General features: G+C 70.2%; 29 protein-coding genes. 15 read left to right on the forward strand and 14 right to left on the reverse strand.

Annotated features, from left to right (window positions below):
* The first annotated feature begins 292 nt into the window (after positions 1 to 292).
* Genes A5655_RS05335 through A5655_RS05355 form a run of 5 tightly spaced genes read left to right on the forward strand, consistent with a single transcriptional unit; the run spans position 293 to position 3,819 of the window.
* On the forward strand, positions 293 to 1,579 hold the full coding sequence (locus A5655_RS05335) for an aromatic ring-hydroxylating dioxygenase subunit alpha (protein WP_067006632.1): 1,287 nt from the start codon (positions 293 to 295) through the stop codon (positions 1,577 to 1,579).
* Positions 1,576 to 2,094 (forward strand): 3-phenylpropionate/cinnamic acid dioxygenase subunit beta, encoded by a 519-nt coding sequence (locus tag A5655_RS05340; RefSeq protein WP_067006340.1) that lies wholly within the window; start codon positions 1,576 to 1,578, stop codon positions 2,092 to 2,094. Before A5655_RS05335 ends, A5655_RS05340 begins: the two co-directional genes overlap by 4 nt.
* On the forward strand, positions 2,085 to 2,315 hold the full coding sequence (locus A5655_RS05345; RefSeq protein ID WP_231999080.1) for a dihydrodiol dehydrogenase: 231 nt from the start codon (positions 2,085 to 2,087) through the stop codon (positions 2,313 to 2,315). The genes A5655_RS05340 and A5655_RS05345 overlap by 10 nt, the downstream gene beginning before the upstream one ends.
* Positions 2,312 to 3,106 (forward strand): 3-(cis-5,6-dihydroxycyclohexa-1,3-dien-1-yl)propanoate dehydrogenase, encoded by a 795-nt coding sequence (gene hcaB / locus A5655_RS05350; protein ID WP_067006346.1) that lies wholly within the window; start codon positions 2,312 to 2,314, stop codon positions 3,104 to 3,106. Before A5655_RS05345 ends, hcaB begins: the two co-directional genes overlap by 4 nt.
* Positions 3,103 to 3,819 (forward strand): class II aldolase/adducin family protein, encoded by a 717-nt coding sequence (locus tag A5655_RS05355; protein WP_067006349.1) that lies wholly within the window; start codon positions 3,103 to 3,105, stop codon positions 3,817 to 3,819. Before hcaB ends, A5655_RS05355 begins: the two co-directional genes overlap by 4 nt.
* On the opposite strand, the gene A5655_RS05360 is transcribed toward A5655_RS05355, so the two are convergent.
* On the reverse strand, positions 3,816 to 5,654 hold the full coding sequence (locus A5655_RS05360) for a PE family protein (RefSeq protein ID WP_067006352.1): 1,839 nt from the start codon (positions 5,652 to 5,654) through the stop codon (positions 3,816 to 3,818). The genes A5655_RS05355 and A5655_RS05360 overlap by 4 nt on opposite strands.
* A gap of 209 nt (positions 5,655 to 5,863) precedes the next feature.
* On the opposite strand from A5655_RS05360, the gene A5655_RS05365 reads away from it, so the two are divergent.
* Complete coding sequence (locus A5655_RS05365; RefSeq protein WP_067006635.1) at positions 5,864 to 6,697, forward strand: polysaccharide deacetylase family protein; 834 nt, start codon at positions 5,864 to 5,866, stop codon at positions 6,695 to 6,697.
* On the opposite strand, the gene A5655_RS05370 is transcribed toward A5655_RS05365, so the two are convergent.
* A complete protein-coding gene (locus A5655_RS05370; RefSeq protein ID WP_067006355.1) occupies positions 6,685 to 7,473 on the reverse strand; it encodes an IclR family transcriptional regulator in 789 nt (262 codons plus the stop codon). The two genes, A5655_RS05365 and A5655_RS05370, sit on opposite strands and share 13 nt — an antisense overlap.
* 197 nt (positions 7,474 to 7,670) lie before the next feature.
* On the opposite strand from A5655_RS05370, the gene A5655_RS05375 reads away from it, so the two are divergent.
* Both A5655_RS05375 and A5655_RS05380 read left to right on the forward strand, forming a co-directional pair.
* Positions 7,671 to 8,501, forward strand: a complete 831-nt coding sequence (locus A5655_RS05375) for an SGNH/GDSL hydrolase family protein (protein ID WP_067006358.1) — start codon at positions 7,671 to 7,673, stop codon at positions 8,499 to 8,501.
* The gene (locus tag A5655_RS05380; RefSeq protein WP_067006361.1) at positions 8,498 to 9,157 is read left to right on the forward strand and encodes a DedA family protein; all 660 of its coding nucleotides are present in this window, start codon (positions 8,498 to 8,500) and stop codon (positions 9,155 to 9,157) included. Before A5655_RS05375 ends, A5655_RS05380 begins: the two co-directional genes overlap by 4 nt.
* 153 nt (positions 9,158 to 9,310) lie before the next feature.
* Here the strand turns inward: A5655_RS05380 and A5655_RS05385 are convergent, their stop codons facing one another.
* A complete protein-coding gene (locus tag A5655_RS05385; protein ID WP_067006365.1) occupies positions 9,311 to 9,931 on the reverse strand; it encodes a TetR/AcrR family transcriptional regulator in 621 nt (206 codons plus the stop codon).
* 153 nt (positions 9,932 to 10,084) lie between these two features.
* Here A5655_RS05385 and A5655_RS05390 point away from each other — a divergent pair, with 153 nt between their 5' ends.
* Together A5655_RS05390 and A5655_RS05395 are read left to right on the forward strand one after the other, a co-directional pair.
* Positions 10,085 to 10,522 (forward strand): anti-sigma factor antagonist, encoded by a 438-nt coding sequence (locus A5655_RS05390; protein ID WP_067006368.1) that lies wholly within the window; start codon positions 10,085 to 10,087, stop codon positions 10,520 to 10,522.
* A gap of 39 nt (positions 10,523 to 10,561) precedes the next feature.
* Positions 10,562 to 11,650 carry a glutamate--cysteine ligase gene (locus A5655_RS05395; RefSeq protein WP_067006370.1) on the forward strand — a complete coding sequence of 363 codons (1,089 nt, stop codon included), beginning with the start codon at positions 10,562 to 10,564 and terminating at the stop codon, positions 11,648 to 11,650.
* Between the two features lie 4 nt (positions 11,651 to 11,654).
* Here the strand turns inward: A5655_RS05395 and A5655_RS05400 are convergent, their stop codons facing one another.
* The 4 genes from A5655_RS05400 to A5655_RS05415 are packed head-to-tail and all read right to left on the reverse strand — an operon-like array spanning position 11,655 to position 14,838.
* Positions 11,655 to 12,425, reverse strand: a complete 771-nt coding sequence (locus tag A5655_RS05400; protein WP_067006372.1) for a sulfite exporter TauE/SafE family protein — start codon at positions 12,423 to 12,425, stop codon at positions 11,655 to 11,657.
* 36 nt (positions 12,426 to 12,461) lie between these two features.
* Entirely contained in the window at positions 12,462 to 13,385 is a 924-nt protein-coding gene (locus A5655_RS05405; RefSeq protein WP_067006375.1) for a catalase family peroxidase, read from the reverse strand.
* A gap of 17 nt (positions 13,386 to 13,402) precedes the next feature.
* On the reverse strand, positions 13,403 to 14,191 hold the full coding sequence (locus tag A5655_RS05410) for an SDR family NAD(P)-dependent oxidoreductase (protein WP_067006378.1): 789 nt from the start codon (positions 14,189 to 14,191) through the stop codon (positions 13,403 to 13,405).
* 44 nt (positions 14,192 to 14,235) lie between these two features.
* The gene (locus tag A5655_RS05415; protein WP_067006381.1) at positions 14,236 to 14,838 is read right to left on the reverse strand and encodes an ABATE domain-containing protein; all 603 of its coding nucleotides are present in this window, start codon (positions 14,836 to 14,838) and stop codon (positions 14,236 to 14,238) included.
* 65 nt (positions 14,839 to 14,903) lie between these two features.
* Between A5655_RS05415 and A5655_RS05420 the strand changes: the two genes are divergently transcribed.
* The 3 genes from A5655_RS05420 to A5655_RS05430 are packed head-to-tail and all read left to right on the forward strand — an operon-like array spanning position 14,904 to position 18,143.
* Entirely contained in the window at positions 14,904 to 15,842 is a 939-nt protein-coding gene (locus tag A5655_RS05420) for a DMT family transporter (protein ID WP_231999074.1), read from the forward strand.
* Positions 15,842 to 17,371 carry a long-chain-fatty-acid--CoA ligase gene (locus tag A5655_RS05425; RefSeq protein ID WP_067006388.1) on the forward strand — a complete coding sequence of 510 codons (1,530 nt, stop codon included), beginning with the start codon at positions 15,842 to 15,844 and terminating at the stop codon, positions 17,369 to 17,371. Before A5655_RS05420 ends, A5655_RS05425 begins: the two co-directional genes overlap by 1 nt.
* Positions 17,364 to 18,143, forward strand: a complete 780-nt coding sequence (locus tag A5655_RS05430) for an MBL fold metallo-hydrolase (RefSeq protein WP_067006391.1) — start codon at positions 17,364 to 17,366, stop codon at positions 18,141 to 18,143. Before A5655_RS05425 ends, A5655_RS05430 begins: the two co-directional genes overlap by 8 nt.
* Here the strand turns inward: A5655_RS05430 and A5655_RS05435 are convergent.
* Complete coding sequence (locus tag A5655_RS05435) at positions 18,138 to 18,965, reverse strand: enoyl-CoA hydratase/isomerase family protein (RefSeq protein ID WP_067006394.1); 828 nt, start codon at positions 18,963 to 18,965, stop codon at positions 18,138 to 18,140. The genes A5655_RS05430 and A5655_RS05435 overlap by 6 nt on opposite strands.
* 55 nt (positions 18,966 to 19,020) lie before the next feature.
* A complete protein-coding gene (locus A5655_RS05440) occupies positions 19,021 to 19,314 on the reverse strand; it encodes a hypothetical protein (RefSeq protein ID WP_067006397.1) in 294 nt (97 codons plus the stop codon).
* A gap of 100 nt (positions 19,315 to 19,414) precedes the next feature.
* On the opposite strand from A5655_RS05440, the gene A5655_RS05445 reads away from it, so the two are divergent.
* Together A5655_RS05445 and idi are read left to right on the forward strand one after the other, a co-directional pair.
* Positions 19,415 to 20,341, forward strand: coding sequence for a heme o synthase (locus A5655_RS05445; protein ID WP_082978492.1), 927 nt, complete (start codon positions 19,415 to 19,417; stop codon positions 20,339 to 20,341).
* Positions 20,342 to 20,359: 18 nt separating this feature from the next.
* Entirely contained in the window at positions 20,360 to 20,962 is a 603-nt protein-coding gene (gene idi, locus A5655_RS05450) for an isopentenyl-diphosphate Delta-isomerase (protein WP_082978493.1), read from the forward strand.
* Here the strand turns inward: idi and A5655_RS05455 are convergent.
* The 5 genes from A5655_RS05455 to A5655_RS05475 are packed head-to-tail and all read right to left on the reverse strand — an operon-like array spanning position 20,897 to position 25,948.
* On the reverse strand, positions 20,897 to 23,236 hold the full coding sequence (locus A5655_RS05455; protein WP_067006400.1) for an ABC transporter permease: 2,340 nt from the start codon (positions 23,234 to 23,236) through the stop codon (positions 20,897 to 20,899). The genes idi and A5655_RS05455 overlap by 66 nt on opposite strands.
* A 9-nt stretch (positions 23,237 to 23,245) precedes the next feature.
* A complete protein-coding gene (locus tag A5655_RS05460) occupies positions 23,246 to 23,956 on the reverse strand; it encodes an ABC transporter ATP-binding protein (protein ID WP_231999075.1) in 711 nt (236 codons plus the stop codon).
* A gap of 7 nt (positions 23,957 to 23,963) precedes the next feature.
* The gene (locus tag A5655_RS05465) at positions 23,964 to 24,821 is read right to left on the reverse strand and encodes a class I SAM-dependent methyltransferase (RefSeq protein ID WP_231999076.1); all 858 of its coding nucleotides are present in this window, start codon (positions 24,819 to 24,821) and stop codon (positions 23,964 to 23,966) included.
* 60 nt (positions 24,822 to 24,881) lie between these two features.
* Positions 24,882 to 25,310 carry a PAS domain S-box protein gene (locus A5655_RS05470; protein ID WP_067006409.1) on the reverse strand — a complete coding sequence of 143 codons (429 nt, stop codon included), beginning with the start codon at positions 25,308 to 25,310 and terminating at the stop codon, positions 24,882 to 24,884.
* Between the two features lie 41 nt (positions 25,311 to 25,351).
* On the reverse strand, positions 25,352 to 25,948 hold the full coding sequence (locus A5655_RS05475; protein ID WP_067006412.1) for a TetR/AcrR family transcriptional regulator: 597 nt from the start codon (positions 25,946 to 25,948) through the stop codon (positions 25,352 to 25,354).

The raw sequence follows: 25,948 nt of genomic DNA on the forward strand, positions 1-25,948 counted from the left end.
CCTTCCTCAAATAAAGAGATATTCGCCGATACCACCCGTGAAATCGGCGAATGCCCCGGTGTTACGTCGCGCTCACACGTTCGGTGGGCCCGACGTGACAACCGTAGCGGCGCCACCCGGTCCGCCGGTTGTGTGACGCCTGTGAGTTAGCCACAAGGATGCTCCGAGGTCGCTGGTGTGGGGATTGACCAGGCGGCCCAGGTGCGGGATTCTTGTTAGCAGAAGCCATTTCTGTATAACAGAGGACCGCGTGACCGACCTTCGTAGCGTTTTCGACAACGTGCGGCGCGGGATGATCCCCGCCCACATCTACAACGACGCGGAAGTGTTCGCGCTGGAAAGGGAGCGCCTGTTCGGCCGGGCGTGGACGTTCGTGGGCCACGAGTCGGAGATCCCGCACGACGGCGACTACGTGGTGCGCCGGGTGCTCGACGACTCGTTCATCATCACGCGGGGTTCCGACGGCAAGGTGCGGGCCCTGTTCAATATGTGCCTGCACCGCGGCATGCAGGTGTGCCGCGCTGAGCTGGGCAACGCCTCCAACTTCCGCTGCCCGTACCACGGCTGGTCGTATCGCAACGACGGCCGGCTGATCGGGCTGCCGTTTCACCGCGAGGCCTACGGCGGCGACGAGGGGCTGGTCCGGGACGGCCAAAGCCTGCTTCCCGCACCGAGTTTCGCCAGTTACAACGGGTTGCTGTTCATCAGCATGGACCCGGCGGCCGAACCGCTGGAGGATTTCCTCGGCGACTTCCGGTTCTACCTGGACTTCTACACCAGGCAGAGCACGGACGGCCTGGAGGTGCGGGGGCCGCAGCGCTGGCGCATCAAGGCCAACTGGAAGATCGGCGCCGAGAATTTCGCCGGCGACATGTACCACACGCCGCACACGCACGCGTCGATCGTCGACATCGGCCTGTTCCGCGAGCCAAAAGCCCAGAAGCGCAAGGACGGGGCGACGTATTGGGCGCACCGCGGCGGCGGGACCACCTACAAGCTGCCGCCGGGCGACTTCGATCGGCGGATGCGCTACGTCGGCTACCCCGACGAGATGATCGGCCGCATCAGGGAAGCGTGGACGCCGCGCCAGCAGCGGGTGGTCGGCGAGGACGGGTTCATGATCTCGGCGGCCACCTGCTTTCCCAACCTCAGCTTCGTGCACAACTGGCCGAAAGTGCGCGACGGTCACGACGATCAGGTGCTGCCCTTCATCTCGATCCGGCTGTGGCAGCCGATCAGCGAGAACGAGACCGAGGTCTGTTCCTGGTTCGCGGTGGACTCCGCGGCGCCCGAGCCGTTCAAGAAGGACTCGTACAAGGCCTATTTGATGTGCTTCGGGTCGACGGGCATGTTCGAGCAGGACGACGTCGAGAACTGGGTGTCGCTGACCACCACCGCGGGCGGCTCGATGGCGCGGCGGCTGCTGCTGAACAGCCGGATGGGGCTGCTCGGCGACGACAGCCCCGTGGTTGTGGCGCTGCCCGCCGACGCGTTCCACGGGCCCGGGCGCGCCCAGGTCGGCTACAACGAGCACAACCAGCGCGAATTGCTCAAGCTGTGGGCGGACTACCTGCAATGAGAAAACCCCTGCCGTTCAACGACATTCGGCATCTGCGCGCGCACCAGTTCCTGGTCGACGAGGCCTACCTGCTGGACGCCCAGCACTACGACGCGTGGCTGGACACGCTGACCGACGACGTCCGCTACGTCATGCCGGTCCGGGTGACGACCGCGCGCGGCGCCGGCTTCGACACGTCACCGGGGATGGCGCACTTCGACGAGGACAAGTACTCGCTGACCCAGCGCGCGGCTCGCTTCGCCACCGAGCACGCCTGGACCGAGGATCCGCCGTCGCGGCTGCGGCACTTCATCACGAACGTGCGCGCGTTCGAGTGCGAGGACGAGGCCCATCTGCTCGTCGAGTCGGCCGAACTGCTCTTCCGCAGCCGCGGCGACGTCAACGAGAGCGCGCTGGTGTCGTGCGGCCGCGAGGACCTGCTGCGCCGGTGCGGCGATCGCTGGAAGCTGGCCCGCCGCAACATCTTCGTCGACGAGTCGGTGCTGCGGATGCAGAACCTGGCGGTATTCCTGTGAACGAACGCATCACGATCGCCAACGAATTCACCGAAGTCGTTGTCCAGCGGGTGGACACCCGCAACGGGTCGCGGCTGCTGATCAGCGCGCCCAAGACCGGACGCTCGATTTCCCTCGACGCGCTCGAGATCGAGGCGCTGACCCGGCAGAACACCCGTACGCTGGCGGCCATGGTCGGCAATCCCGATGGGCCGCTGCTCCCCGACGAGGGAGAAGCATGACGGCCTGGCTCGCGGGCAAGCGGGCGCTGGTGGTGGGCGCCGGTTCGGGCATCGGGCGCGCAGTGGTGGACGCGTTTCGCGCCGAGGGCGCCAAAGTCGCCGTGCTGGAACGGGACTCCGGCAAGTGCGAACGGTTGCGGCGCGAGCTGCCCGACGTGCCGGTGGTCGACGGCGACGCCATCACCCCCGAGGCCAACGAGCGCGCCGTCGCCGCGGCGGTGGATGCGTTCGGCGCGCTGGACACCCTGGTCAACTGCGTCGGGATCTTCGATTTCTACCGGGGCATCGGCGACATCGACGCCGGCGACCTGTCCGCCGCGTTCGACGAGATGTTCCGCACCAACGTGCTGAGCCACCTGCAGTCCGTCAAGGCGGCCCTGCCCGCGTTGCGGGCCACCGGCGGGTCGTCGATCGTGTTGACCGAGTCGACGTCGTCGTACCATCCGGGGCGCGGCGGCGCGCTGTACGTATCGTCGAAGTTCGCGGTTCGCGGGCTGGTGGCGACGCTGGCTCACGAACTGGCGCCGGGGATTCGGGTCAACGGGGTCGCCCCGGGCGGCACGCTCAACACCGACCTGCGCGGCCTCGCCAGCCTGGGGCTCGGCGGCGTCCGCCTCGACGACACTCCGGACCGGGCGCGCGACATGGCGGCGCGCAGCCCGCTCGGCGTCGCGCTCACCGGGGCGGACCACGCGTGGAGTTTCGTGTTCCTGGCGTCCGACCGCGCCCGGGGCATCACCGGCGAAACCATCCATCCCGACGGCGGATTCGCGCTGGGCGCGCCGCGATGACGGCCCTTGACGCGCAACGTGAACTGGTGGCGCAGGGCTGCCGGGTCGCGGCGGCGCGCGGTTTGGTCGACGGCATCCTGGGGCACCTGAGCCTGCGCGTCGACGACGAGCGGCTGCTCGTGCGCTGCCGAAGCGACACCGACGCCGGGGTAGCGTTCACCCGCCCCGGCGACATAAGGCTCATCACGTTTGACGGAACCGCCGGCGCCGCAGGCGAACTCGACGGCTACCGGGTGCCCAACGAGTTGCCCATCCACGTGGAAACCATGCTCGCCAACCCCGCCCACCGGGCCGTCGCGCACCTGCACCCGCCCGCCGTCGTCGCCGCCGACCTCGCCGGCATCACGCTGAGGCCGATCTACGGCGCCTTCGACATTCCCGGCGCCTGGCTGGCGCGCAGCGGCGTGCCGGTCTACGAGCGCGCCGTGCTGATTCGAAACTCGGCGCTGGGCAAGGAAATGGTGGCGGCGATGGGTGGCCGGCCGGTGGTGATCCTGCGGGGGCACGGAATCACCAGCGCCGCCGGCACAATTCAGCAGGCGGTGCTGCAGGCGATCAGCGTGGACGCGCTGGCGCGGATGTCCTTGCGAGTGCGCGCGGCCGGCGGAACGCTGCGCGACATCGACGACGCCGACTGGGACGAGCTGCCGGACCTGGGGCCGGGCTTCAATACCGACTCGGCGTGGCGGCACGAGATCGCGCGGTTGGGTTAGCCGTCCTGGCCCTGCGAGCCGTCGGCGCCGTGGCCGCCGGCGGTGCCGCTAGTTCCGCCGGCTGTCTGTCCCGTGCCAGGCGTGCCGGCACCCCCGCCGCTGACGCCACTGCCCCCGGCGCCGCCGGTACCACCGGTGCCCGCGGCGCCGTTATCGCCATTCTGGCCGAACTGGCCGCCGGAGCCACCGACACCGACCGTGCCGGCGCCGCCGCCGTTGCCGCCATTGCCTCCGTCACCACCATGGCCACCGTTGCCAGCGCCGCCGCCGTAGGTCGTAGCGGCCCCGGACGCGGACGCATTGCCGCCATCGCCGCCGGCGCCGCCGACACCGCCGCCGCCACCTTGCCCGCCGTGGCCGCCCGCGCCGGCGTTTCCACCGGCGCCCCCGTCACCGAATAGCCCGCCGGCTCCGCCGTGACCGCCCGCGCCGCCGGACCCTCCGGTGCCGCCCGTTCCACCGGAGGCGCCGGCGCCACCGTCACCACCCGCGCCGCCCTGGACGGTGGATGAATTGACGGTGCCGCCGGCGAACGAAGCGTTGCCGGCGGCGCCACCGGCGCCGCCCGAGGCTCCGAGGCCACCCACCCCGCCGGTACCGCCGGCGCCGCCGCCCCCGCCGTTTCCGGCCAACATCCCGCCATGGCCGCCATTACCGCCCGCGCCCCCCGTGCCGCCCGTGCCGCCCGACGCGCCCGTGGCGCCACCGCCTCCGTCGCCGCCGCTCCCGGAGACGGCCTGCGAACCGGTGTTGAAGCCAATGGCGCTCCCGCCGTCGCCGCCCGCCCCGCCCACACCACCGGGCGCCAAAGCGTTGGTTCCGTTGCCGCCGTTGCCCCCGACGGCCACACCGTTCGATCCGAGCCCGCCGGTCTGGGCGCTCCCACCGTTACCGCCGGCGCCCCCGTTGCCGCCGGCACCGCCGGCACCGCCGTTGCCGCTGACCGCCGCACCGCTCTGGCTCGAATTGGTCGAGGCGCCGGCGCCGCCGGTGCCTCCGGTGGCGCCCGGACCGCCGTCGGCGCCATCACCGCCGTTGAACCCGAAGGAATTTCCGGTGCTGGCGTCGTAGGTGCTGGTACCGGCGCTGCCGGTGGCGCCCTGCCCGCTAATCGTCGGATTGACACCGCTTGCCCCGGCCAGGCCGGTCCCGCCCTGGCCGCCCGCACCGCCGGCGCCGAACAGCATGGCGCTGCCACCGTCGCCCCCTCGCCCGGGCATGCCGCCGCTGAAGCCCGCCGCGGCGGCGCCGCCCTGTCCGCCGTTGCCGCCGTTACCGCTCAGCCATCCGCCGTTACCACCCCTGCCGCCCGCCTGGCCCGCACCGCCCGCGCCGCCGGACCCACCGTTGCCGAGCAGCCCCGCGCTGCCGCCGTTGCCGCCCGCCTGGCCCGCCCCGCCCGAGCCGCCATTGCCGCCGTTGCCCCACAGCAGTCCGCCGGCCCCGCCGTTCGCGCCGCTTCCGGCGGCGCCGTTGGCGCCGTCGCCGATCAGCGGCCGACCCACCAGCGCCTGGGCGGGCGCGTTCACCGCACCAATCACCGCCTGCTGCGCGTTGGTCGCCTCGGCGGCCGTGTAAGCGCCCGCGCCGCCGTTGAGGAGCTGCACGAACTGCTCGTGGAACGCCGCCACCTGCGCGCCGACCGCCTGGTAGGCCTGGGCGTGGCCGCCGAAGAGCGCGGCGATGGCCGCCGACACCTCGTCGGCGGCCGCCGGCAGCAATTCCGTCGTCGTGGCCGCCGCGGTCGCATTGGCCGCGCTGAGCCCTGAGCCGATGCCCGCCAGATCGGTGGCCGCCGCCGAGACGGTTTCGGGCATCGCAATGAGGAAAGACATGGGTGAGGCCTCCCATCAACAGAGGACGACTCGACTCGTACCCGGATGGGGCGAACCATCGCCAGGTGCAAACTGTATGCCTCTTACTGCGGCTATATCGGTACTTTCGGATGAACTGGCAAGCGCCCGGAACGTCACAGGTTCATATCCGCTGCGCGCCCTGCAGGGATCGCGGGGGCGGCGGGCTTAACCTGGCCGACGTGAGCGAACTGGACCGGCGGCGCTTCCTGGTCGCGGTGGCCGCGACGGTGGCCGTCACCGGGATCTCGTGGTGCTCGGAGGCCGGGACCAGGGGCACGGTGGCCCGTGCCGACGTTCCCCGATCCGCGCCGAGCCCCGCCGCTCCGGCCCTGCCGCCGCTGCTCTCGCCGCCGGGTCCGGCATCGCGCGTCACGCTGCCCGGCGGCGCGGTGCTGAGCAAGCTTCCCGGCAACGGTGACCTGCTGGCGTGGACGGTCGACGACGGCGTCGACACCGACGTGGTCCGGCTCTACACGGAATTCGCCAGGGACACCGGCGTGCGGCTCACCTATTTCGTCACCGGCTCCTACCGGTCGTGGACCGACAACGCCGAGTTGCTTCGGCCGCTCGTCGAATCCGGGCACATTCAGCTCGCCAACCACACCTGGACGCATCCGGATCTGCCGAAGCTCACGCCGAACCAGGTCGCCGACGAACTCGGCCGCACCGACCGTTTCCTGCGGAACACCTACGGCGTGGACGCCACCCCGTACTTCCGGCCGCCCTATGGCCGTCACAACGCCGTGGTGGACGCGGTGGCCGCCGATATGGGCTACCAGGTGCCTACGCTGTGGTCCGGCGACCTGCGGGATTCCGCGGTGCTGACCGAAGATCAGATCGTCAAGATGGCCGACCAGTCCTTCACCCCGCAGAACATCGTGATCGGGCATCTCAACCACGCCCCGATCACCCATGCCTACGGGCAGCTGGTGGACATCATCCGGGCCCGCAGGCTGCGCACCGTGACGCTCAACGACGTCTTCCTGAAGCCGGAGATCCCGCACCGGCTTCAGCCCAGCTGATCGCCAATCTCCTTGGCCGCGTTGACAAGAGCGGCGACCACCGACGGATGGCGGGCGCTGTCGAGCCGGTCCCGCGGAGCGGCGGCGTTGAGCGCGAGGCGCACGCCCGGCGCCCGAGTCGGGATCAGCACGGCGACCGAGGCGACACCGTCCTCGCTCTCCTCGCGGTTGATGGCGTAGCCCCGCTCGCGGATGCGGGATAGCTCGGCCTCCAGCTCGGCGCGGCTGCCGATCGAATGCGCGGTGACCCGTTCCAGCTCCTCGGTCGGAAACAGTTGGCGCAGTTCGGTTTCGGGAAGCTCGGCGAGCATCACCTTGCCCGTCGAGGTGCAGTGCGCCGGCATGGTGCGCCCCAGCCGGGACGCCACCCGGACCGCCGCCGGTCCCTCGACCGCGGCGACGAAATGGACGTTGGCGCCGTCGAGCATCCCGACGTGAATCGACTCCCGCAGCTGTTCGCTGAGGGCCCGCATGATCGGCGCGGCGGATCGCTGGATGTCGAGGCGGCCGAAGACCGCGAACGCCACGCCGGTGAGCGAGGGACCCGGCAGGTACGCCTTGGACACCGGGTCCTGGCGCACGAAGCCGCGGTAGGCCAGCATCGCCAGCAGCCGGTGCGCGGTCGACGGGGCGACACCGAGGTCTCGGGCCGCGTCGCTCAACCGGATCTCGGGCCGCTCCCCCAACAGCAGCAGCAGCTTCAGCGCGTTGTCGACCGACTCGATCGGATACTGCGGCGCAAGCGGTTCGGCGGATGGCTCACGCTTCGCTTGCATGGCCTCACGGTAGTCGCACTAGTCGCAATGGCCACACCTGTCAGGGCGCAGTGTGCGATCTTCGCCTTGCGTGTGACTCCCGGGCGGAAAAATCGTCGAAATACCGCCACCACCTCACACGGGACGCCGTCAACGCACACTCGCGCCACGCCACGCTAGAGCCGCCGAAAACCGACTTACCCGTTAGTCTCGGCATCGTGTACGGGGCTACCGAGACCGGATACAGCCGATACGTCGCGATCGGGGACAGCCAGACCGAGGGTCTGTGGGACGGTAACGACGCCGTCGGCTTCCTCGGATTCGCGGACCGGCTCGCCGCCACGATCGACTCGCTCTACCCCGGCCTGCACTACGCCAACCTGGCGATTCGCGGCAAGCTGGTGGCCGACGTGCTGCACGAACAACTCCCGCCCGCGCTCGCCATGCGCCCGGACCTGATCACCGTGTGCGTCGGGATGAACGACGTCATCCAGCCGGGAAACTCGTTCGGCCGCGCGCTGGCCAACCTCGAGCGCATGCACGCGGCGCTCGCGCAATCGGGGGCGACGGTGGTGACCACCACCTTCCCGAACGTCGCGCAATTCCTCCCGCTGGGCCGGCTGGTGTCCGGGCGGCTCACCCGCATCAACGACGCGATCAGGGCCGCCGCCGACCAATACGGCTTCCGGCTCGTCGACCTCTACAACGCGGCCTCGATGCGCGACCTGGACACCTGGGACGTCGACCGCGTGCACGCGTCCACCAAGGGGCACATCCTATTCGCCGCGGCGGCGGCCGAGGCCCTCAATTTGCCTGGCAGCAACCATGATTGGGCCGAGGCGAGCGGCAGTCCCACGCGGCTGTCGTTCCGGGCCCGCACCTACGGACAGCTGCGCTGGACGCAGGACAAGTTCATGCCGTGGGTGTGGCGCCGCATGCGCGGCATGTCCTCGGCCGACGGGCGGGTGCCCAAGCGTCCACGCCTGGAACCCCTCAGCGCGCCAAGTGCGGCGCACTTTGTCCGTCGGTCAGGCATCCTTGACCCATGAATGTGGAGGCTCTGCTGCAGTCGATCCCCCCGCTCCTCGTCTATCTGGTGGTCGGCGGTGTGGTCGGGGTGGAGAGCCTGGGCATTCCCCTGCCCGGTGAGATCGTGCTGGTCAGCGCGGCGCTGATGTCGTCGCACCACGACCTGGCGGTCAATCCGATCGGTGTCGGGGGCGCCGCGGTGATCGGCGCCGTGATCGGCGACTCGATCGGCTATTCGGTCGGGCGCCGTTACGGGCTGCCGCTCTTCGACCGGCTCGGCCGGCGGTTCCCCAAACACTTCGGGCCCGGGCACGTCGCCCTGGCCGAAAAGCTGTTCAACCGCTGGGGTGTTCGCGCGGTGTTCTTCGGGCGCTTCATCGCGCTGCTGCGGATCTTCGCCGGCCCGCTGGCCGGCGCGCTCAAGATGCCCTACCCGCGCTTCCTGGCCGCCAACGTCTCCGGCGGCATCTGCTGGGCCGGCGGCACCACCGCGCTGGTGTACTTCGCCGGCATGGCCGCCGAACGCTGGCTGGAGCGGTTCTCCTGGATCGGGCTGGTGGTCGCCGTGCTGTGCGGAATCACCGCCGCGATCCTGCTGCGCGAACGCACGTCGCGGATGATCGCCGAGCTGGAGGAAGAGCACTACCGCAAAGCCGAAGCCACCGACGCCGCTTGAACTGGGGCCGAGGAGCGCGCGCTCTGGTCCGTGGCCTCTTAGCGTGAATCCACGGCTTTGCGCGTGCGTCCAGGGCGGGAAAATCGCCCGGATCCCGCCATCAGCTCACACTGGAAGCCCAGGATTCACACTCAAAGCGCTGGGCAGGCTGCGCTAGCCGACCGCCTCGCCGATGTCGCCCGGCTCCACCGGGCGGTGCTCTTCGATGAGGCAGCGACCCATCCGGCGGGCGCGCCGGGCGGCGCCCAGGTCGCCGACGGCCGCGAGGATCATCGCGCCCTTCATCAGGATGTGCCAGGACGACGCGAAGTCCTCGACGTCGGTCAGCCCGGCGGCGACGGCGCGGCGGCGCACGATGTCGCGGACGTGGTCGATGTGGGCGATGCAGGCCTGCCCGGCGGGGTGATCGGCGCCCAACTCCAGGAAGACGTTGATGAACGAGCAGCCCTCGTAACCGTCGCGCGCCTGGAACCAGTCGTGCAGCACGTCGAAGATCGCGAGCAATTGTTCCTCGGGCGTGCTGGCCCGTTGCCGGGACTGCTCCTCGATGAGGCCGTGCGTCCAGACCTCCTCGCGGCGCTGCAGCACGGCCAGCACCAGCGCGTCCTTGGTCGGGAAGTGGCGGTAGAGGGTCGCCCTGGCCACCCCGGCCCGCACGATCACCTCGTCGGTGCCGACGGCGCGGATCCCACGCCGGCTGAACAGCTCATAGGCCGCGCTCAGGATGCGTTCGCGGGCCGAACTGACGACAGGACTGACATCATCGCTTGCCATACCGGGCCTTACCATACTCTTAACAGGCTGATGTAGACAGACCGCCCTGTCTCGTTATACAAATGAGATTCGCGCACTTCGCGCAGCGTCTGTCTTCAGACAGAAGGACGGGCATCTATCCCGGCGCCCGACGTCGGTAGATTAGGAGTCCTCATGAGCTCGGTTATTGCGGAACCCATCTTCACTCCGCACCTGACGCTGAGCCCGCGGCTGGTCAACGAGCTGGGCGACCCGCACAGCACGCTGCGGGCGACCACCGACCGAAACGGCGCGGCGGTGATCATCAACGCCGGCGGCGAGGTCGACGCGTGCAACGAACACACCTGGCGCCAGCTGGTCAGCGAGGCGTCCAGCGCCGCAATCCCGCCCGGCCCCTTCGTCGTCGACGTCAGCGGCCTGGAATTCATGGGCTGCTGCGCGTTCGCGGTGCTGGCCGACGCGGCGCAACGGTGCCGAGAGCGCGGCATCGAACTGCGCCTGGTCAGCTGCGAACCGATGGTCGCCCGAATCGTCGACGCTTGCGGGCTGAGCCGGCTGCTGCCCGTGTACCCGACGACGGACGCCGCGCTCGGCTCGGCCGCTCGCTGGTAACCCCAATTAGCCACAGTTAACCGGCCGATAATCGGCTGAATGAGCGGGCTGCCCACCTTCGGTGCGGAGGAGGAATTCCTCCTCGTCGACCCGCGAACCGGCGAACCGGCCCCGCGCAACACCGCGGTGGCCGAGGAGGCCGAGCGCCGCGGCGCGACGCTGCAGCTGGAGCTGAGCAGTTGCCAGGTCGAAACCAACTCCACGGTGACGGCGACCAGCGCCGAACTCGGCGAGCAACTGACCCGGCTGCGCCGCGCCGCCGCCGAGGCCGCCGACGCCGCCGGGGTGCAGCTGCTCGCCGCCGGCCTTCCGCCCGCCACGCCGCACGACTTTCCCGTCACCGACACGCCCCGGTACCGGCGGATCGGCGCGGCGTACGGGATGGTCGCGCACGAGCAGGGCATCTGCGGGTGCCACGTGCACGTGCAGGTGCCCGACCGCGCCGCGGCCATTCGGGTCAGCAACTGGTTGCGGCCGTGGCTGCCGTCGCTGCTTGCGCTGTCGGCCAATTCGCGGGTGTATCGCAACGCCGACAGCGGCTACGCGAGCTGGCGCAGCGTGCTGTGGCGGCGCTGGCCGGTGGCCGGGCCGCCGCCGTTCTTCCCGGCGCCCGAGGACTACGACCGCACGGTGCGCATGCTCATCGACAGCGAGGTGATCCTCGATCACAAGATGGTCTATTGGGACGTGCGCGCGTCGGAGAACTTCCCGACCGTCGAGATCCGGGTGGCCGACGTGCCGGCGACGGTCGCCGAGACGGTGCTGCTGGCCACGCTGGTCAGGGCGGCGGTGATGACGGCGCTCGACGAGCGGGGCGCGGGCGACGAGCGCCTGCCGCCCGCGGCGCTGCGGGCGGCGTACTGGAAGTCCGCGCACGACGGGCTCGCCGGGCACACGCTCGACCTGATCCACGGCAGCGGGGCGGTGCCGGCGCGCGACGTCCTGGATGCGCTGGTGCGGCGGGTGCGCCCGGCGCTGGACGCGCTCGGTGAATACGACCGCGTCACAACGGAACTCGACCGCGTCGCCGCGCAGGGCAACGGGGCCATGCGCCAGCTGCGGGCATGGCAAAAGCGCCACGACGCGATGGACGTCATCGCGGAGGCCGCCGCCGCCACGCTCAGTTGATCCGTCAGCCCACGGCGAGCAGGCGGTACAGGCCGATCAGCCCGACCACCACGATGGTGGAGCGCAACGCCGTCGGCGAGAGCCGGCGCCCATAGCGCGCCCCGACCAGTCCCCCGACCAGCGAGCCCGCCGCGATGAGCCCGGCGACCGGCCAGCTGATCCGGCCGAAGGCCACCAGCGAATAGCTCACCGCCGCAACGACGTTCACGACCAGCGTGAGCAGGTTCTTGGCCGCGTTCATGCGCTGCACCGACTCGGGCAGCAGCGCGCCCATGATGCCGACCAGCAGGATGCCCTGCGCGGCGGTGAAGTAGCCGCCGTAGACGCCGACGGCGAACGTCCCGAGCACGAGCACGGCCATCCGGGCCGGCGTGATGTGTTCGGCCGACCGCCCCTGTTGTTCGGCGCGCTGGGCCGCCCACGTCTGCAGCCGCGGCCCGATCACAACCAGCACCAGGGCCAGCACCAGCAGCACCGGCACGACGCGGGCGAACACCGTCGGGGGCAGGTGCAGCAGCAGGAAGGCGCCCAGCACCGCCCCGGCCAGCGACGCCGGCAGCTGCCAGCGCAGCCGGTCCCACTGCCCGGCCAGCTCGGCCCGATAGCCCCAGGTGCCCGACACGCTGCCCGCCACCAGGCCGACCGCGTTCGACATGGTGGCGGTGACCGGCGGATAACCGAGGGCGACGAGCGTCGGGAAGGTGATCAGGGTGCCCGATCCGACGAGGGCGTTGATGGCGCCGGCGCCGAACCCGGCCGCGGCGATCAAAACCATATGGGAGAGCAGCACTCCCGAAAAGCTTAGTCGCCGTTAGACGTGCGGCGCCTCGGGGCCGCGGTCGACGCCGGTGCGCAGCTTGACCGACGCCGAATACGCGAGGCTGCGAAAGTGCAGCACGGGATCGTCGGAGGGTTCGATGCCGTCGGTGACGCGCATCGGGTCGAACACGACGATGTCGCCGCCGCGCTCGCGCTGGGTGTCCAGGCCGTCGATCTGCAGCGTGCCGACGGTGACCACCTGCGTGCTCTGCCAGGCCGCCGACGGGTCGACCGTCGAGTCGTTCGGCCCGGCGACCTGCACGCGGAAGTCGAACCGCACCGGGCCGGTGGCCAGCCGCGCGTTCAGCTCCTCGGTGAGAAAGTCCGGGCCGTCGCCGTCGGGGGCCCGCCCCTTCTCCCCCGCGGCCGGAACCCAGTGGTAGCGAACGAATCTGGCGCTGCCGTCGGCGGCGACCCAGCGGAAGGCGTGCAGCCCGTGGTACTCGATGGTGGCGTAGCTGGTCGGGACCTTGTTGGCGTCGCGCAGCACGGGTAGCGCGCCGAACAGCCGCGGATGGGTCAGGAAGTACTTGGCCATGCGCAGCGGGGTCGTCGGGCTTGGCCGCATGGCCTTGAGCAGGTCGACGAATCCGTCCGGCGTGCTCGAGACGAACAGCCGGGCGGTCTGGGTCGAGACGTCGGTGGTGGACCCGTCGGGCAGCGTCAACTTCACCGCCAGCCCGCGCACCCCGGGCACGCCGTCGCGCTGCGAGGGGTTGCCCGACCCGTTGGAGAAGCGGATCAGCGCGGGCACCGTCGAGCCGTCGAGGTGCTTGGCGCGCGAAAGGCCCGCCGCGTCGGGGGTCGCGGTGAAGGTGCCGCGATACAGCGTGCCTTTGGCGTGCAGCGCCCGGTGGCCCGGCTGCGCGCCGCCGGTGCCTCGAATCGCCGCGATCGCCTCGTCGGGAGTGACCATTCGCGAATCTTAAGGCGCTAGTCGGGCAACCCGAAGAGTTTGACGACACCGTGATCGCGACCGGCGGTGTAGCCGCCGTCGACGGCGATGGCCTGGCCGCTGACGAACGAGGCGTCGGGCGAGAGCAGGAACGCCGCCATCGCCGCGACCTCCTCGGGCCGGCCGAACCGTTGCAGGGCGTGCTCCTCGGTGATGGAGGCCAGTGGGCCCTCCATCCCCGGCAGGCCGAAAACGCCCTGGGCCATGGGCGTTTCGATGAACCCGGGGCAGATGGCGTTGGCGCGAATGCCGCTCGGCCCGTAGTCGAGCGCGATGTTCTTGGTGAGCAGGACGACGCCGCCCTTGGCCGCGTTGTACGAGCTGCCGCCGGCCGTGCCCTCCAGCCCCTCGATGCTCGCGACGGTGACGATCGAGCCGCGCTCGCCGTCGACGCGGGGTTGCTCGATCATCCTGGCCAGCGCCGCCTTGGCCACCAGGAACGTGCCGGTGAGGTTGATCCCGATCACCCGCTCCCACTCCTTGCGGTCGAGCAGGTGCACCGGGCCGCCGCCGGCGACGCCCGCCGCGTGGAACACGCCGTCCAGGCGGTCGGGGACGGCGGCCAGCACCGCGTCGATGGCCGCCTCGTCGGTGATGTCGGCGGTGACGAAGTGGAAGTCGGCTCCCAGGTCGGGCGGGGCGGCCACGTCGGCGCCGATGACCGTGCCGCCCTCGGCGAGCAGGCGTCGCGCGGTGGCCAGGCCGATGCCGGACGCCGCTCCCGTCACGACGAAGGTGCGGGAGCGAGCGCGATCGGCGTTGACCATGGCAGTGATAGTGGCACACCGGCGCTCGGTGTGCGCCCACCGAGCTAGCGTCCGTCCCGGGTGCGCTCGTAGAACCGTCGGACGCGGGCCCGGTTGCCGCAATCGGCCGTGCTGCACCAGCGGCGGTTCTGCCGGTGACTGGTGTCGAGGAACAGCCAGCCGCAGGCATCGTCGCCGCATCGTTTGATGCGCGAGAAAGGGACGGCGGTCAACAGCGTCACCGCTTCGGCGGCCAGCCGATGCAGCGGCGTCTGCACGCTCAGGGTCTTTTCGTGCCACCCGCCGGCATCGCCGTCGATGGTGAGGCGTTGGGCCCGCAGCGCGGATCGGTACGCGTCGGCGACCGTGTCGGCATCGCGGGCCGACCCGCACCCCGTCCAGATGCGATGGAGCGCCTCTCGGAGCCGGCGGGTCTGACGCAGCGCCTTCTCGGCGGCGTCCGGGTCCGAGACCGCGCGCTGGGCGAGCTCGCGCGCCTCACCGGGCGACAGCACACCGGCGTGACGCGCCCAGGCCACGAGGTCGCGATAGTCCGACAGGTATTCCGTACGGCGCTGCGGGTCACCCCGCCACGACACCGTGTTGACCAGGTCGACCGCGGGATGACCCCCGCGCAGGTCGAGCCCGGCCGCCTCCGACCGTGCCATCGGCTATCACCACCTAATTCCTAAATATAGATTTAACCATTAGGCAGCCGGGTACTCGAATGGGCATGAAGTTCACAGCAGACCGAGTCGGATTGGGCGCCGGCGCCTTGTGCTTGTCGGCCTCGGCCGTGTTCCTGAAATTGGCCGCGACGACGCCGGCGACCGCGACTGCGGCGCGCTGCCTGCTCGCGCTGCCCGTGGTCGCCGGGCTCGCGATCCCGGAATTGCAACGCGGCCAGCGTCTTTCACGACGCGGCGTGCTGTCGGCCGTCTGCTGCGGCGCCCTGTTCGCCGGCGACATGTTGCTGTGGACGCAGGCCATTCCCGAGGTGGGGGTGGGCCTGTCGACCGTCCTGGTCAACACCCAGGTCGCGGTCGTTCCATTGTTGAGCTGGCTGGTCGATCGGGAAAGGATTTCGTTCCAGTTCCTGCTGGCGCTGCCCGCGCTCCTGGCCGGCGTCGCGCTCGCCGGCGGGATGCTGGAGCACGGGATCTCGGGCAGCAATCCCGCGCTGGGCACCGTGCACGCGATCGGTGCCGCGCTGTGCTACTCGGGATTCCTGTTTCTGCTGCGACGCGGTGGGCAGGCCGGTCAGCCCATGCAGACCTACGCGGTGCTGCTGGCGACGTCGGCTGTTGTGGCGGTCGCGGTCGGACCCTGGTGGCACGGCCTGGACCTGCGGCCCGGCTGGCGCGCCGTCGGATGGTTGATCCTGGTCGCCGTGACGGGCCAGTTGCTGGGCTGGCTGTTCGTGGCCTTCTTCTCGGCCCGCGTACCCAGCACCGTCAGCTCCGCGCTGCTCCTGCTGACTCCGGTGGGCGCGGTCGTCCTGGGCGCCGCCGTGCTGGGCGAACGCCCCTCCGTGCTGCAACTCGGCGGTTGTGCACTCGTGCTTTCCGCCGGTTATCTCGCCAGCTCGGCCCCAGAATTTCCCGCCGTCCGCGCGCGTTCAAAGCCCTCAGGGCAGACTCGGAGGGAACACTCAGCGCAGACGGAGGGGTAATGCCAGACGCCAGCACGACGGAGACGCTCGCCGGGTTCGTCGAGCGGCACGCCCGGCAGCGTCCCGACGACGTCGCGATCCGCTACGGCGAGCGGCAGTGGTCCTGGTCCGAGTGGGCGGCGCGGATTCGGCGCGCGGCGGGGGCGTTGCAGGCCGCCGGGGTGCGGCGCGGCGACCGCGTGGCGTTCCTGGACAAGAACCACCCCGCCTGCCTGGAGATCCTCTTCGCCGCGGCGTCGATCGGCGCGGTGACGACCGTCGTCAACTGGCGGGTGACGGGCGACGAGCTCGCGCACGTGCTGGCCGACAGCCGCCCGCGGTTGCTGTTCGTCGGCGCCGAACTGCGTCCCGCGGTCGAAGCCGCGGGCGTGGACCGCATCGTGGTGATCGACGACGAGTACGAATCCCTGCTCGCCACGGCCCCGCCCGCGGAGGCCGCCGAGGTCGACGACGGCGACACCGCGCTGGTGATCTACAGCTCCGGCACCACCGGGCGCCCGAAGGGCGTGCTGCTGAGCCAGCGCGCGCTGGCCAATCACGCGGCGAACCTGGCGCCGGCGTTCCCGTTCGCCGCCGGCGACGCGAACCTCGTGGCGATGCCCCTGTTCCACGTCGGTGGAATCGGCTACGCGCTGTTCGGCATCGCGGCGGGGGTGCCGACGATCATCACCCGCGAGCCCGACGCCGCGGCGCTGATCGGGGCGGTGCGGGCCGGCGCGACCCACGCGTTCTTCGTGCCGCCGGTGATCGCCCGGTTCCTGGACGCCGGCGAGGCGGCCAGCGCCACGATCGCCGGCCTGCGCTACATCGTGTACGGGGCCGCGCCCATGCCGCTGCCGCTGCTGCACCGCGCGCTCGAGACGTGGCCCAAGACCAACTTCGTCCAGGTGTACGGGCAGACGGAACTGTGCGGGGCCGTCACCGCGCTCGGCGACGACGACCACCGCGACACCGACCGGCCGCACTTGCAGCTGTCGGCCGGAAAGGCGGTGCTGGGCACCGAGATTCGGGTGGCCGATCCCGAGACCGGCGAGGCGCTGCCCGTCGGGCAGCCGGGTGAGATCTGGGTGCGCAGCAACCAGAACATGACCGGCTACCTGAATCGGCCGGAGGCGACCGCCGAGACGATCACCGACGACGACTGGGTGCGCACCGGCGACATCGGGCGCCTGGACGCCGACGGCTACGTCTACATCGAGGACAGGCTCAAGGACATGATCATCACCGGCGGCGAGAACGTGTACGGGCCCGAGGTGGAAAGCGTGCTGATCGAGCACCCCGCGGTCGCCGACGCCGCGATCATCGGCGTGCCCGACGACTTCTGGGGCGAGTCGGTCAAGGCGATCGTCGTCGCCACGGAGGATGTCGACGCGAACGACATCATCGAGTTCTGCCGCCGGCACCTGGCCGGCTACAAATGCCCGCGGACCGTGGACTTCGTGCCGTCGCTGCCCCGCAACCCGAGCGGCAAGATCCTCAAAACCGCGCTGCGCGAACCGTATTGGCAAGGCCGGGCGCGCAATGTTTGACGCGCGGCGCCGCGATTGCGCGATCACGGTGCTGGGCGGCCCGACGACCGTGATCGACATCGCCGGCCACCGGATCGTGATGGATCCGACCTTCGACCCGCCCGGTGAGCACGCCTACCTGACCAAGCTCGCCGGGCCCGCGGTGGGCGCCGACGCGCTGGGAGCGGTGGACGCGGTGTTGATCAGTCACGACCAGCACCCCGACAACCTCGACGACGACGGCCGCGCGATGGCGCTGGCCGCCCCGCTGGTGCTCACCAACCCCGGCGCCGCCGCCCGGCTGGGCCCGCCGGCGGTTGGGGTGCCGGCGTGGGAATCGTATGAACTATCGGGTTCCCTTGCGGTGCAGGCGGTTCCGGCGGTGCACGGACCGGCCGACGGGCAGCGCGACGCCGGCGGCCACGTCAACTGTGAGGTGACGGGCTTTGTGCTGTCGGGGCCCGGCGTGCCCACCGTGTACCTCAGCGGCGACAACGCGTCGATGAGCGCGGTCAAGCAGGTCGCCGACCGCGTCGGCGAGATCGACGTCGCGGTGCTGTTCGCGGGGGCGGCCAGCGTGCCCGCCAAGGAGCACGGCCGGCCGTTGACGCTGACGTCGGCGCGGGCGGCCGCCGCCGCCGAGGTGCTGGGCGCCAAGGCGGTGATCCCGGCCCACGTCGACGGCTGGGCCCACTTCAGCGAGGGCGCCGACGAATTCGCCTCGGCGTTCGATCAGGCCGGGATCGCGGGCGTGCTGCGGCTCGCGGCCCACGGCGAGTGGATTGACCTATAGCCGTCCCTCGGCGCGCAACTCCGGGTGCACCCAGTCCGGCGAGCGGCGCTCCTTGAACGCGCGGAAGCCGTCGCGGGCCTCGGCGTCGCCGAGGCTGGCGGTCATGCCGATGCGGTCGTACAGGCCGAGGTAGTTGTCGATGCTGGCCTTGATGACGCCGCGGGCCCGCGGCGCGGTCCGGCAGACCTGCGCCAGCAGCTCTTTGGCGGTGGCGAGCAGCTCGTCGTGCGGCACGACCCGGGTGACCAGGCCCCAGTCCAGTGCCTCGGCCGCGGTCAGCACCCGGCCGGTGAACATCAGGTCGCGGGTGCGGACCGGCCCGATCAGCCGGACCAGCATCTGGCTGTAGTAGGTGTCGGCGTAGCCGCGGAACAGCTCGGGCACCCGGAAGGTCGCCCGCTCGCTGACCACCGACAGGTCGCTGCACAACGCGATCTGCATGCCGCCGCCCTGGCACAGCCCGTTGACCGCGGAGACGACGGGCTTGGCCGACGTGCGCACCGCGTCGAACGGCGTGACATCCATGCCCAGCGCCGAGCCGAAGGTGATCCAGTTGTCCGTGGCTCCCCCGCCGCCCATGTCGCCGCCGGGCGCGAAGACGTCGCCGGTTCCGGTGATCAGTAGCCCGGCCAGGTCCGGGTCCTCGCTCACACGCCCTACGGCATAACGGATTCCGAAGTACATCGCGGGGGTCAGGGCGTTGCGCGCCTTGGGGCGGTCGATGGTGCACACCGCGATCGGTCCCTGCCGCTCGAAGGTCAGGTACGGGGTGCCCAGCCAATCGCCCTCGGGAGGGCGGGGGCTGCTTTCCGGTGTCGCCATGGGGCTCCTCTCACGCGTCGGTGCTTAACATCGCGCCCCAAGACTGTAACGCTCCCTAGACGTACTGCATCGTGACGGTTCCGATGGTCTGCGACGCGTCGCCGACCAGGTTGGCCAGTTGGGTCTGCAGCGTGGTCGCGGCCTCGCCCACCGGTTTGTCGCAGAAGCGGCAGTGCGTCTTGAACTGCGGCTGGTCCTCTTCGTTCGGCCAGAATCGGCGTTCTCCGGCCATTGCGCCGGGGTCGTACATGACCGACTGGTGCGGGGCCTCCTTGAGGATCCGGCCCACGGGATGCCGGTGCGGGCATTCGAGTTTCAGCACGCCGATGCCCTCTTGGTTGGCTGCCATCGTCCACCGTCCTTCTCGGTCTGGTCCTCTCGGTGCCCATTGAACGCTATTTGCTCGCCATTCGTGTTCCTAATATCGCGAAGCATTGGGGGATGCCAGCGTGAGCATTTCTGAGCGGGGAGTCGTTTCGAGGCGCGATCGAGTCCGCACCACGCTGTCCGACTACGCGGCCCTGACCAAACCGCGGTCCATCCATCTCGTGGTCGGCGCGATTCCCGCAATGCTGCTCGCCGACCGCGGCGTGGTGGCCCCGGTGCCGATCATCAACACGCTCACGGGCTTGATACTCATGACGGCGGGCGCCAACACGCTCAATTGCGTCGCCGACGCCGACATCGACAAGCTGATGAAACGCACGGCCAGCCGGCCGCTGGCGCGCGGCGCGATATCGACCGACCGTGCGCTGACGTTCGGGTTGGCGCTGAGCGCGGGCGCGTTCGTCTGGTTGTGCTTGACGGCCAACGTGTTCTCCGGTCTGCTGGCGGTGGCAACGATCGTGTTCTACGTGGTGGTCTACACGCGGTTGATCAAGCGGCGCACCTCGCAAAACGTCGTTTGGGGCGGCGCCGCCAACGGCATGCCGGTGCTGATCGGCTGGTCGGCCGTCACCGGCGGCATCGGGTGGCCGGCCGTGGCGATGTTCGCGATCATCTTTTTCTGGACCCCGCCGCACAGTTGGGCCCTGGCCATGCGGCGCACCGAGGACTGCCGCGCCGCGGGGCTGCCGATGCTGCCGGCCGTGGCGAGCGAACGTCACGTCGCCACAAGGATTTTCGGATACGTCGGTCTGACGGTCTCGGCGACCCTGGTGCTCGCGCTGGCCACCGGCTGGCTCTACGCCGCGGTGGCGTTGCTCGCCGCGTCGTGGCTTCTTGCCATGGCCTATCAGCTTCACGTCCGGGCACGTAACGGCCGGCCGGTCCAACCGCTTCGGTTGTTCCGCCGCTGCAACAACTACCTGTCCTCGGTGTTTGTGGCGCTGGCGGTGGATTCGGCATTGGGGCTACCGACGCTCCTGGGCCGTTGAAGAGAGGGAGGCGTCGCGGTGAACGACGACGAGCGGCTGGTCCTGGTGGACAGCCACGACCGCGAAATCGGCCACCTCGCAAAGGCCGACGCGCATATGGGCAGCGGAGTGCTGCACCGCGCGTTCTCGCTGTTCGTGTTCAATCCCGACGGCGAATTGCTCGTGCAGCAGCGCGCGCCGGGCAAACGCCTGTGGCCGGGCTACTGGTCCAACACCTGCTGCTCGCACCCCCGCCCGGGCGAGCGGATGGACAGCGCCATCGCCCGTCGCCTGCGCGAGGAACTGGGCATGACGGCGGAATTGGGGTTTCTCTTCAAGTTCGAGTACCAGACGCAGTACGACGCGCTCGGCGGCGAACACGAGCTCTGCTGGGTCTACGGCGGATGGAGCGCCGATCGGCCGCGCGCCAACGCGGACGAGATCATGGCGTGGCGCTACGTGGCGCCGCAAGAGCTACAGACCGAAATGATCTGCGCCCCTGAGACATTCACACCGTGGTTCAAGCTCGAATGGGACCGGGTCCTGCGCGCCCATTCGTGGGTGCTGAGCGCGAATTTACTGCGAGCGCTCCCGGACAACTCTTGCCACGTCGATGCGTTTGATCAGTCTGGCCGCCGGTAGCTGTGAGACCGCGGCGGCCGCCGTCACGGCGGCGGTCGCGAGGACCAGCACCGTCGCGCCGACGGACAGGTGCAGGCTGAACAGGTCGTTGTTGAACGAGCGCAGGAACAGCCACCCCGCTGCTACGCCGGCCGCCAGGCCGATCGGCACGGCAAGCAGTGTCGCGGCGAGGTTCTCGATGGCCACGGTGGCGGTGAGCCGGCGGATCGGTGCGCCGGTCGCCCGCAGTGTGGCGAGTTCGCTCGTCCGCTCGGCCAGGTTGATCGTCATCGTGACGTAGATGACCGTGAACGCGAGCAGGGCACCCAGCACCAGGGCGGTGCCGGCGAACGCCCAGAAGATGACCAGGTAGCTGCGCAACTGCTTTTCGACCGCGCGATTGTCCGTGTAGGCGGCCACGCCGGCGAGCGCCGTGGCACCGGCGCGGACCCGGTCGCGGTCCGCTCCGTTGTCGAAGCGGAGCAGGTACCCAGCGGGTTCGGCGTCCGTGAGGGCTCGGGCGGTGTCGTTGGTGGCGTACACGGCGGTGCCCAACGGTTCGTCGACGAGGCCGGCGAGCCGCACCGTCCGGGCGGGTCCGGCGGCGGGCACGACGGACAGGTCGTCGCCGACGCGCACACCAAGCCGGTTCGCGAGGGCCGCGCCGGCGAGAACGCCGTCGGCCGGCAGCGTCCGGAAGGTGCCGTTCGGGTTGCGGAATCCGTGCATGACCGTCGCCGGTTGGAGCCCGGTGAGCGAGGTCGGGTAGGTGTGGCCGTTGGCGACGACGGCGACCCGCGCCATGGTCGCCGGCTCGACGACCGCGACGCCGGGGATCGAATTCAACTTGTCTCCAACATCCTTCGCCCCCGGCGCGACGAGCACGGTGGCATCCTGGCGCTGCACCTGGCCGAACTCGACATCGACCATCGCGCGCACGCTGGTCAGCATCGAGGCCGAGGCGAGGATCAGGACCAGCGCAAGCACACCGCCGACCATGGTGGCCGCGGTGCGGCGCCGGCTGCGGGTCAGGGAACGCAACGCCATCCGGAACACGACGGGCAGTCGTGTCCACCGCGCGGAGACCCGGATCAACCGACCGATGCGGATCTCGCGGACCCCGTCGCCGCGCATCGCCTCGGCGGGCGCGGTCCGGGCGGCCCCGATCGCGGGCATCAGTCCCGCGATCACCCCGGTGACCAGTCCGAGCGCGAAACCGATGACGGCGGTGGGGATTCGGTGCTCGATGACGGTGTCCGGAAGCCGCAACAGCGACGCGTAGGCCTTCGTGTAAGCCGACGTGGCCACTCCCCCGACCAGGACCCCCGCCAGCGCCGCGACGGTCGCGACGATCGCCCCGTACCACGCGTAGTGCTGCACCACCACGCGACGCCGCGCGCCCAGCGCGAGCAGGGTGCCGATCACCGGTCGCTCCGTGTGGATGATGCGGGTGAGCAGCAGGTACTCGGCGATCGCCGCGGCGCTCAGGAACAACGCGGGGAACCCGATCGCCATCCCGCGGAATCCGTTGAAATTTTGCCGGAGTGCGGCGTTGGACGGTTGGTCGCCGCGGTCCTCGACGTCCGCGGCGCCGGCGGAACGCAGCAGACCGGTGATCCGGTCGCGATCGGATTGGGTGGCGCCACCGGCCATTTCGAGAAGTACCTGATTGGGCGTCGCGCGCGCCGACAGCGTCCGGGAAAGGGATTCGGGCGCGAACACCACGGCGAACGCATGGGGATCACCGAGGATGTCCTGGCGGTTTCGCGCGGGCCAGAGGTATTCGGGAGACCGCACGACTCCGGAGACGATCACGTCGCGCCATCCCGTGCCGTCGAACACCCGCAGGCTTTTGCCCGGGGTGAGGCCGAAGGTGTCGGCGGTGTGCCGCTCGACGGCCACCTGGTCGGAGCGCTCGGGATCGGGCAGTCCCCCGGAGACGGCGTCGATCTCGTTGATTGCGTTTCCCGGCGGGATTCCCACGACCCGGCCGACGAGTTTGGTGCCGCCGATGGCGAGCGGACGGTCGGCCTGGGTGCGGATCGCGATGCGGGCGACGCCGGCGGCGTTACGCACCGCCGAGGCCATGGCCTCCGCGTCGCCGCCCGTCACCGTCAGATCGGCGAAATGCGTTCTGGCGTAGGTCCGGTCGTAGGACGCCTGCACGTTGCGGAAGGAGTCGTAGCTGGCGACGAACAGCAGCACCCCGAGCATGACCGTCGCGCCGATCGCGGCGACCTGCGGCAGCCGCCGCCGCAAGTCGCGCCGGGCCTTCTTGTGCAGTGCGGAGCTCATCGTGGCGCGTCACCACCGAATGGTCGCGGCGTCGGCCGGCGAGGAGTTGCGTTCCGTCGACACGATCGCGCCATCGCGCATCCGCACCACGTGATCGGCCACGTCGGCCGTGGCCTCGTTGTGCGTCACCATGATGACGCCGCATCCACTAGCGCGGCTGGTCTGCTGCAGCAGCTGCAGCACGCGACGCCCGGTCGCCACATCCAGCGCACCAGCCGGTTCATCGGCCAACAACAAGTCCGGGTCGGTCGCCAGCGCCCGGGCGATCGAAACCCGTTGCTGCTCACCGCCCGACAGCTGAGCCGGGAAATGCGCGGCACGATCCGACAGGCCCACCGCGGCAAGAAGCTCCGGAACGCGACCTCGGTCGCCCCGGCCGGTGAGTTCCATCACCACCTGCACGTTTTCGTGGGCGGTGAGGGAGGAAATCAGGTTGAAGAACTGGAACACGAAGCCGACGTGTTCGCGGCGGAAGGCACCCAGGTCCCGCGGCCGGCGCGCCGAAATATCCTGTCCGGCGACGGTTATCGTGCCGCAATCCGCCGTTTCGATGCCGCCGATGATATTGAGCAGCGTCGTCTTGCCCGACCCGCTCGGACCGAGGATCGCGACGAATTCACCGGCACGGAGATCGAGATCGACGTCGCTCAGCGCGGATACCGCCGCCGCGCCCTCGCCGTAGGTCTTGCTGACCCCACGTAGCCGGACCCCGCCGCGCACAGCCGGCCTAGGAGCCAATCGCCCTGCCCCGCGCCCGCCACCTCGTCGATCGGGTGAGCCAGGCGTCGCTTTCCCGCTCGGGCCGCCGCGCCATGACGAATTGAGAGATTCCGTGCAGCTGCTGGTCGATGTCCGTCAGTCCGGCCGCCGCGAAGAAGCCCGGAACCGTGGTGCGGTCGAACACGCGCACCCCGCACATTTCGGCACCGAACTCGAGACCCTTGCGTATCAGCAAGGATTCGCGGCCATAGGTCGTCATCACGGCGATCCGCCCACCGGGCGAAAGTACCCGGATCATCTCTTGGAGCATGCGGATCGGTTCCTGGACGAGATGCAGCGCGGCAAAGCAGCACACGACATCGAAGGTGCAGTCGTTGAAGGGCAGGCTGAGCGCGTCGGCGCGCATGTAGACCGCGCGGGCGGCGCTGTTGTCGCGGACGGCGCGCTCCATCATCGCGACGGAATTGTCCAACCCGATGACGAACCCGTCCCCGCTGAGCTGGTCGGCGAAGAAGCCGGTGAAATTGCCCGGGCCGCAGGCCACGTCGAGCACGCGCTGCTCGCCGCCCAGATGCAGTGCATCGGAAGCCTTTTGCCGCTCGGCGTCGATCGAAATTCCGTGCAACCGCATGATCGCGACCATGATGGGACGCCAGAACCGCTCGTACAGCGCCGCGACCGTGGGGCTGTGCATGAATCGCTGCGCGAGGCTTGGCCGGATCGGGAAGCCGGCGCCCAGCAAATCGGTGAACCCGTCGCAGTAGTGCATCGAGCGCATGAAATCGTCGCGGATCAACCCACGCGCTAGCGCCGGCGACCACAGTGCATCCGGGACGGCCTCCGCCCCGGGCTGTCGGGCGGTCATAACCTAGGCACGCGGTCGGGCGCCGGATGGTTCACCGGCCGCGGCACAAATTTCGGGCGCCTACCGCGATCGGGCCCCGCGCCAGACCCGGCGCGCGAGGTTGATCGGCGCGAGGGCGGCTTCCCAGGCCCTGCCCCGCCATGGGGCGCCGACGCCGACGAAGGTGACCACGGCGCCGTCCGCGCCGCGGCCCTTTCCGGGTATCAAGCCGATGGTCGCGTGGGCGACGACGATGCGGCCGTCCTTGCGCAGGGCCGGGACCTTGAAGATTTTGCGGTTCAATCGGCCGCTCTTCATCGCGTAATCGAAGCCCCACCAATGCACGGGCCGAAGGACGGGCGGGATCACCACGTCGAGGCTGTGGCCCAGCGCGTCGGCGGCCGAATGACCCACGACGTCCGTGACCGCATCACCCCACTGACGGATGACGCCGTGCCGGTCGACGGTCACCGTTGCGCGACCGTCGTTGGCCGCCCCGGAAGCGTCCATACCGTGATCACGGCCGGCGCCGTCGCCGGGTTCAAACAGGGCTAGCCGGACAGCGCGGGCAGCACGAGGGTGTCGATGACCTGCCGGAAGAAACCCGCGTCAACGGTTTGTCCGTTGAGCACTCGGAAAAGGCTCATCGCGGTAAGCACGTCGGCGACCAGGGACCAGTCGCGGTCGGCGGCGATCTCACCGCGGGCCGCGGCGCGGGTCAGGATGGTCGTCATGATGCGCCTGCCCTTTAGCAGCAGGAGGTCACCGAGGGCTTCCGCGAGCTGGGGATCGTGGGTGGCTTCCAGGGCGACGCGGAGCACCAGGTCGTTGGTGATCAACTCGCTGTCATTGCGCGCCGCTCGCTCGACGACCGCGTCCATGTCGCCGGCCAAACTGCCGGCATCGGGGACCTCATCGGTGCACAGATCGGGCCGCCAATAGACGAGAACGTCGGTCATCAACGCCGCCTTCGATGACCACCGCCGATAAATCGCGGCCTTGCCGACGCCGGCGCGCGCGGCGATGTCGTCCATGTTCGTGGCGTCGTAGCCGTTCTCGGTCAGCGCGGCCAGCGCGGCGTTGAGGATCGCGGGATCGCGGGACCGGTCCAGGCGGCCCTCCGTGCGCTGGCGAAGCTTCGACTCCAT

The sequence above is a fragment of the Mycobacterium sp. 1081908.1 genome (assembly GCF_001673535.1).
Classification (GTDB): Bacteria; Actinomycetota; Actinomycetes; order Mycobacteriales; family Mycobacteriaceae; genus Mycobacterium.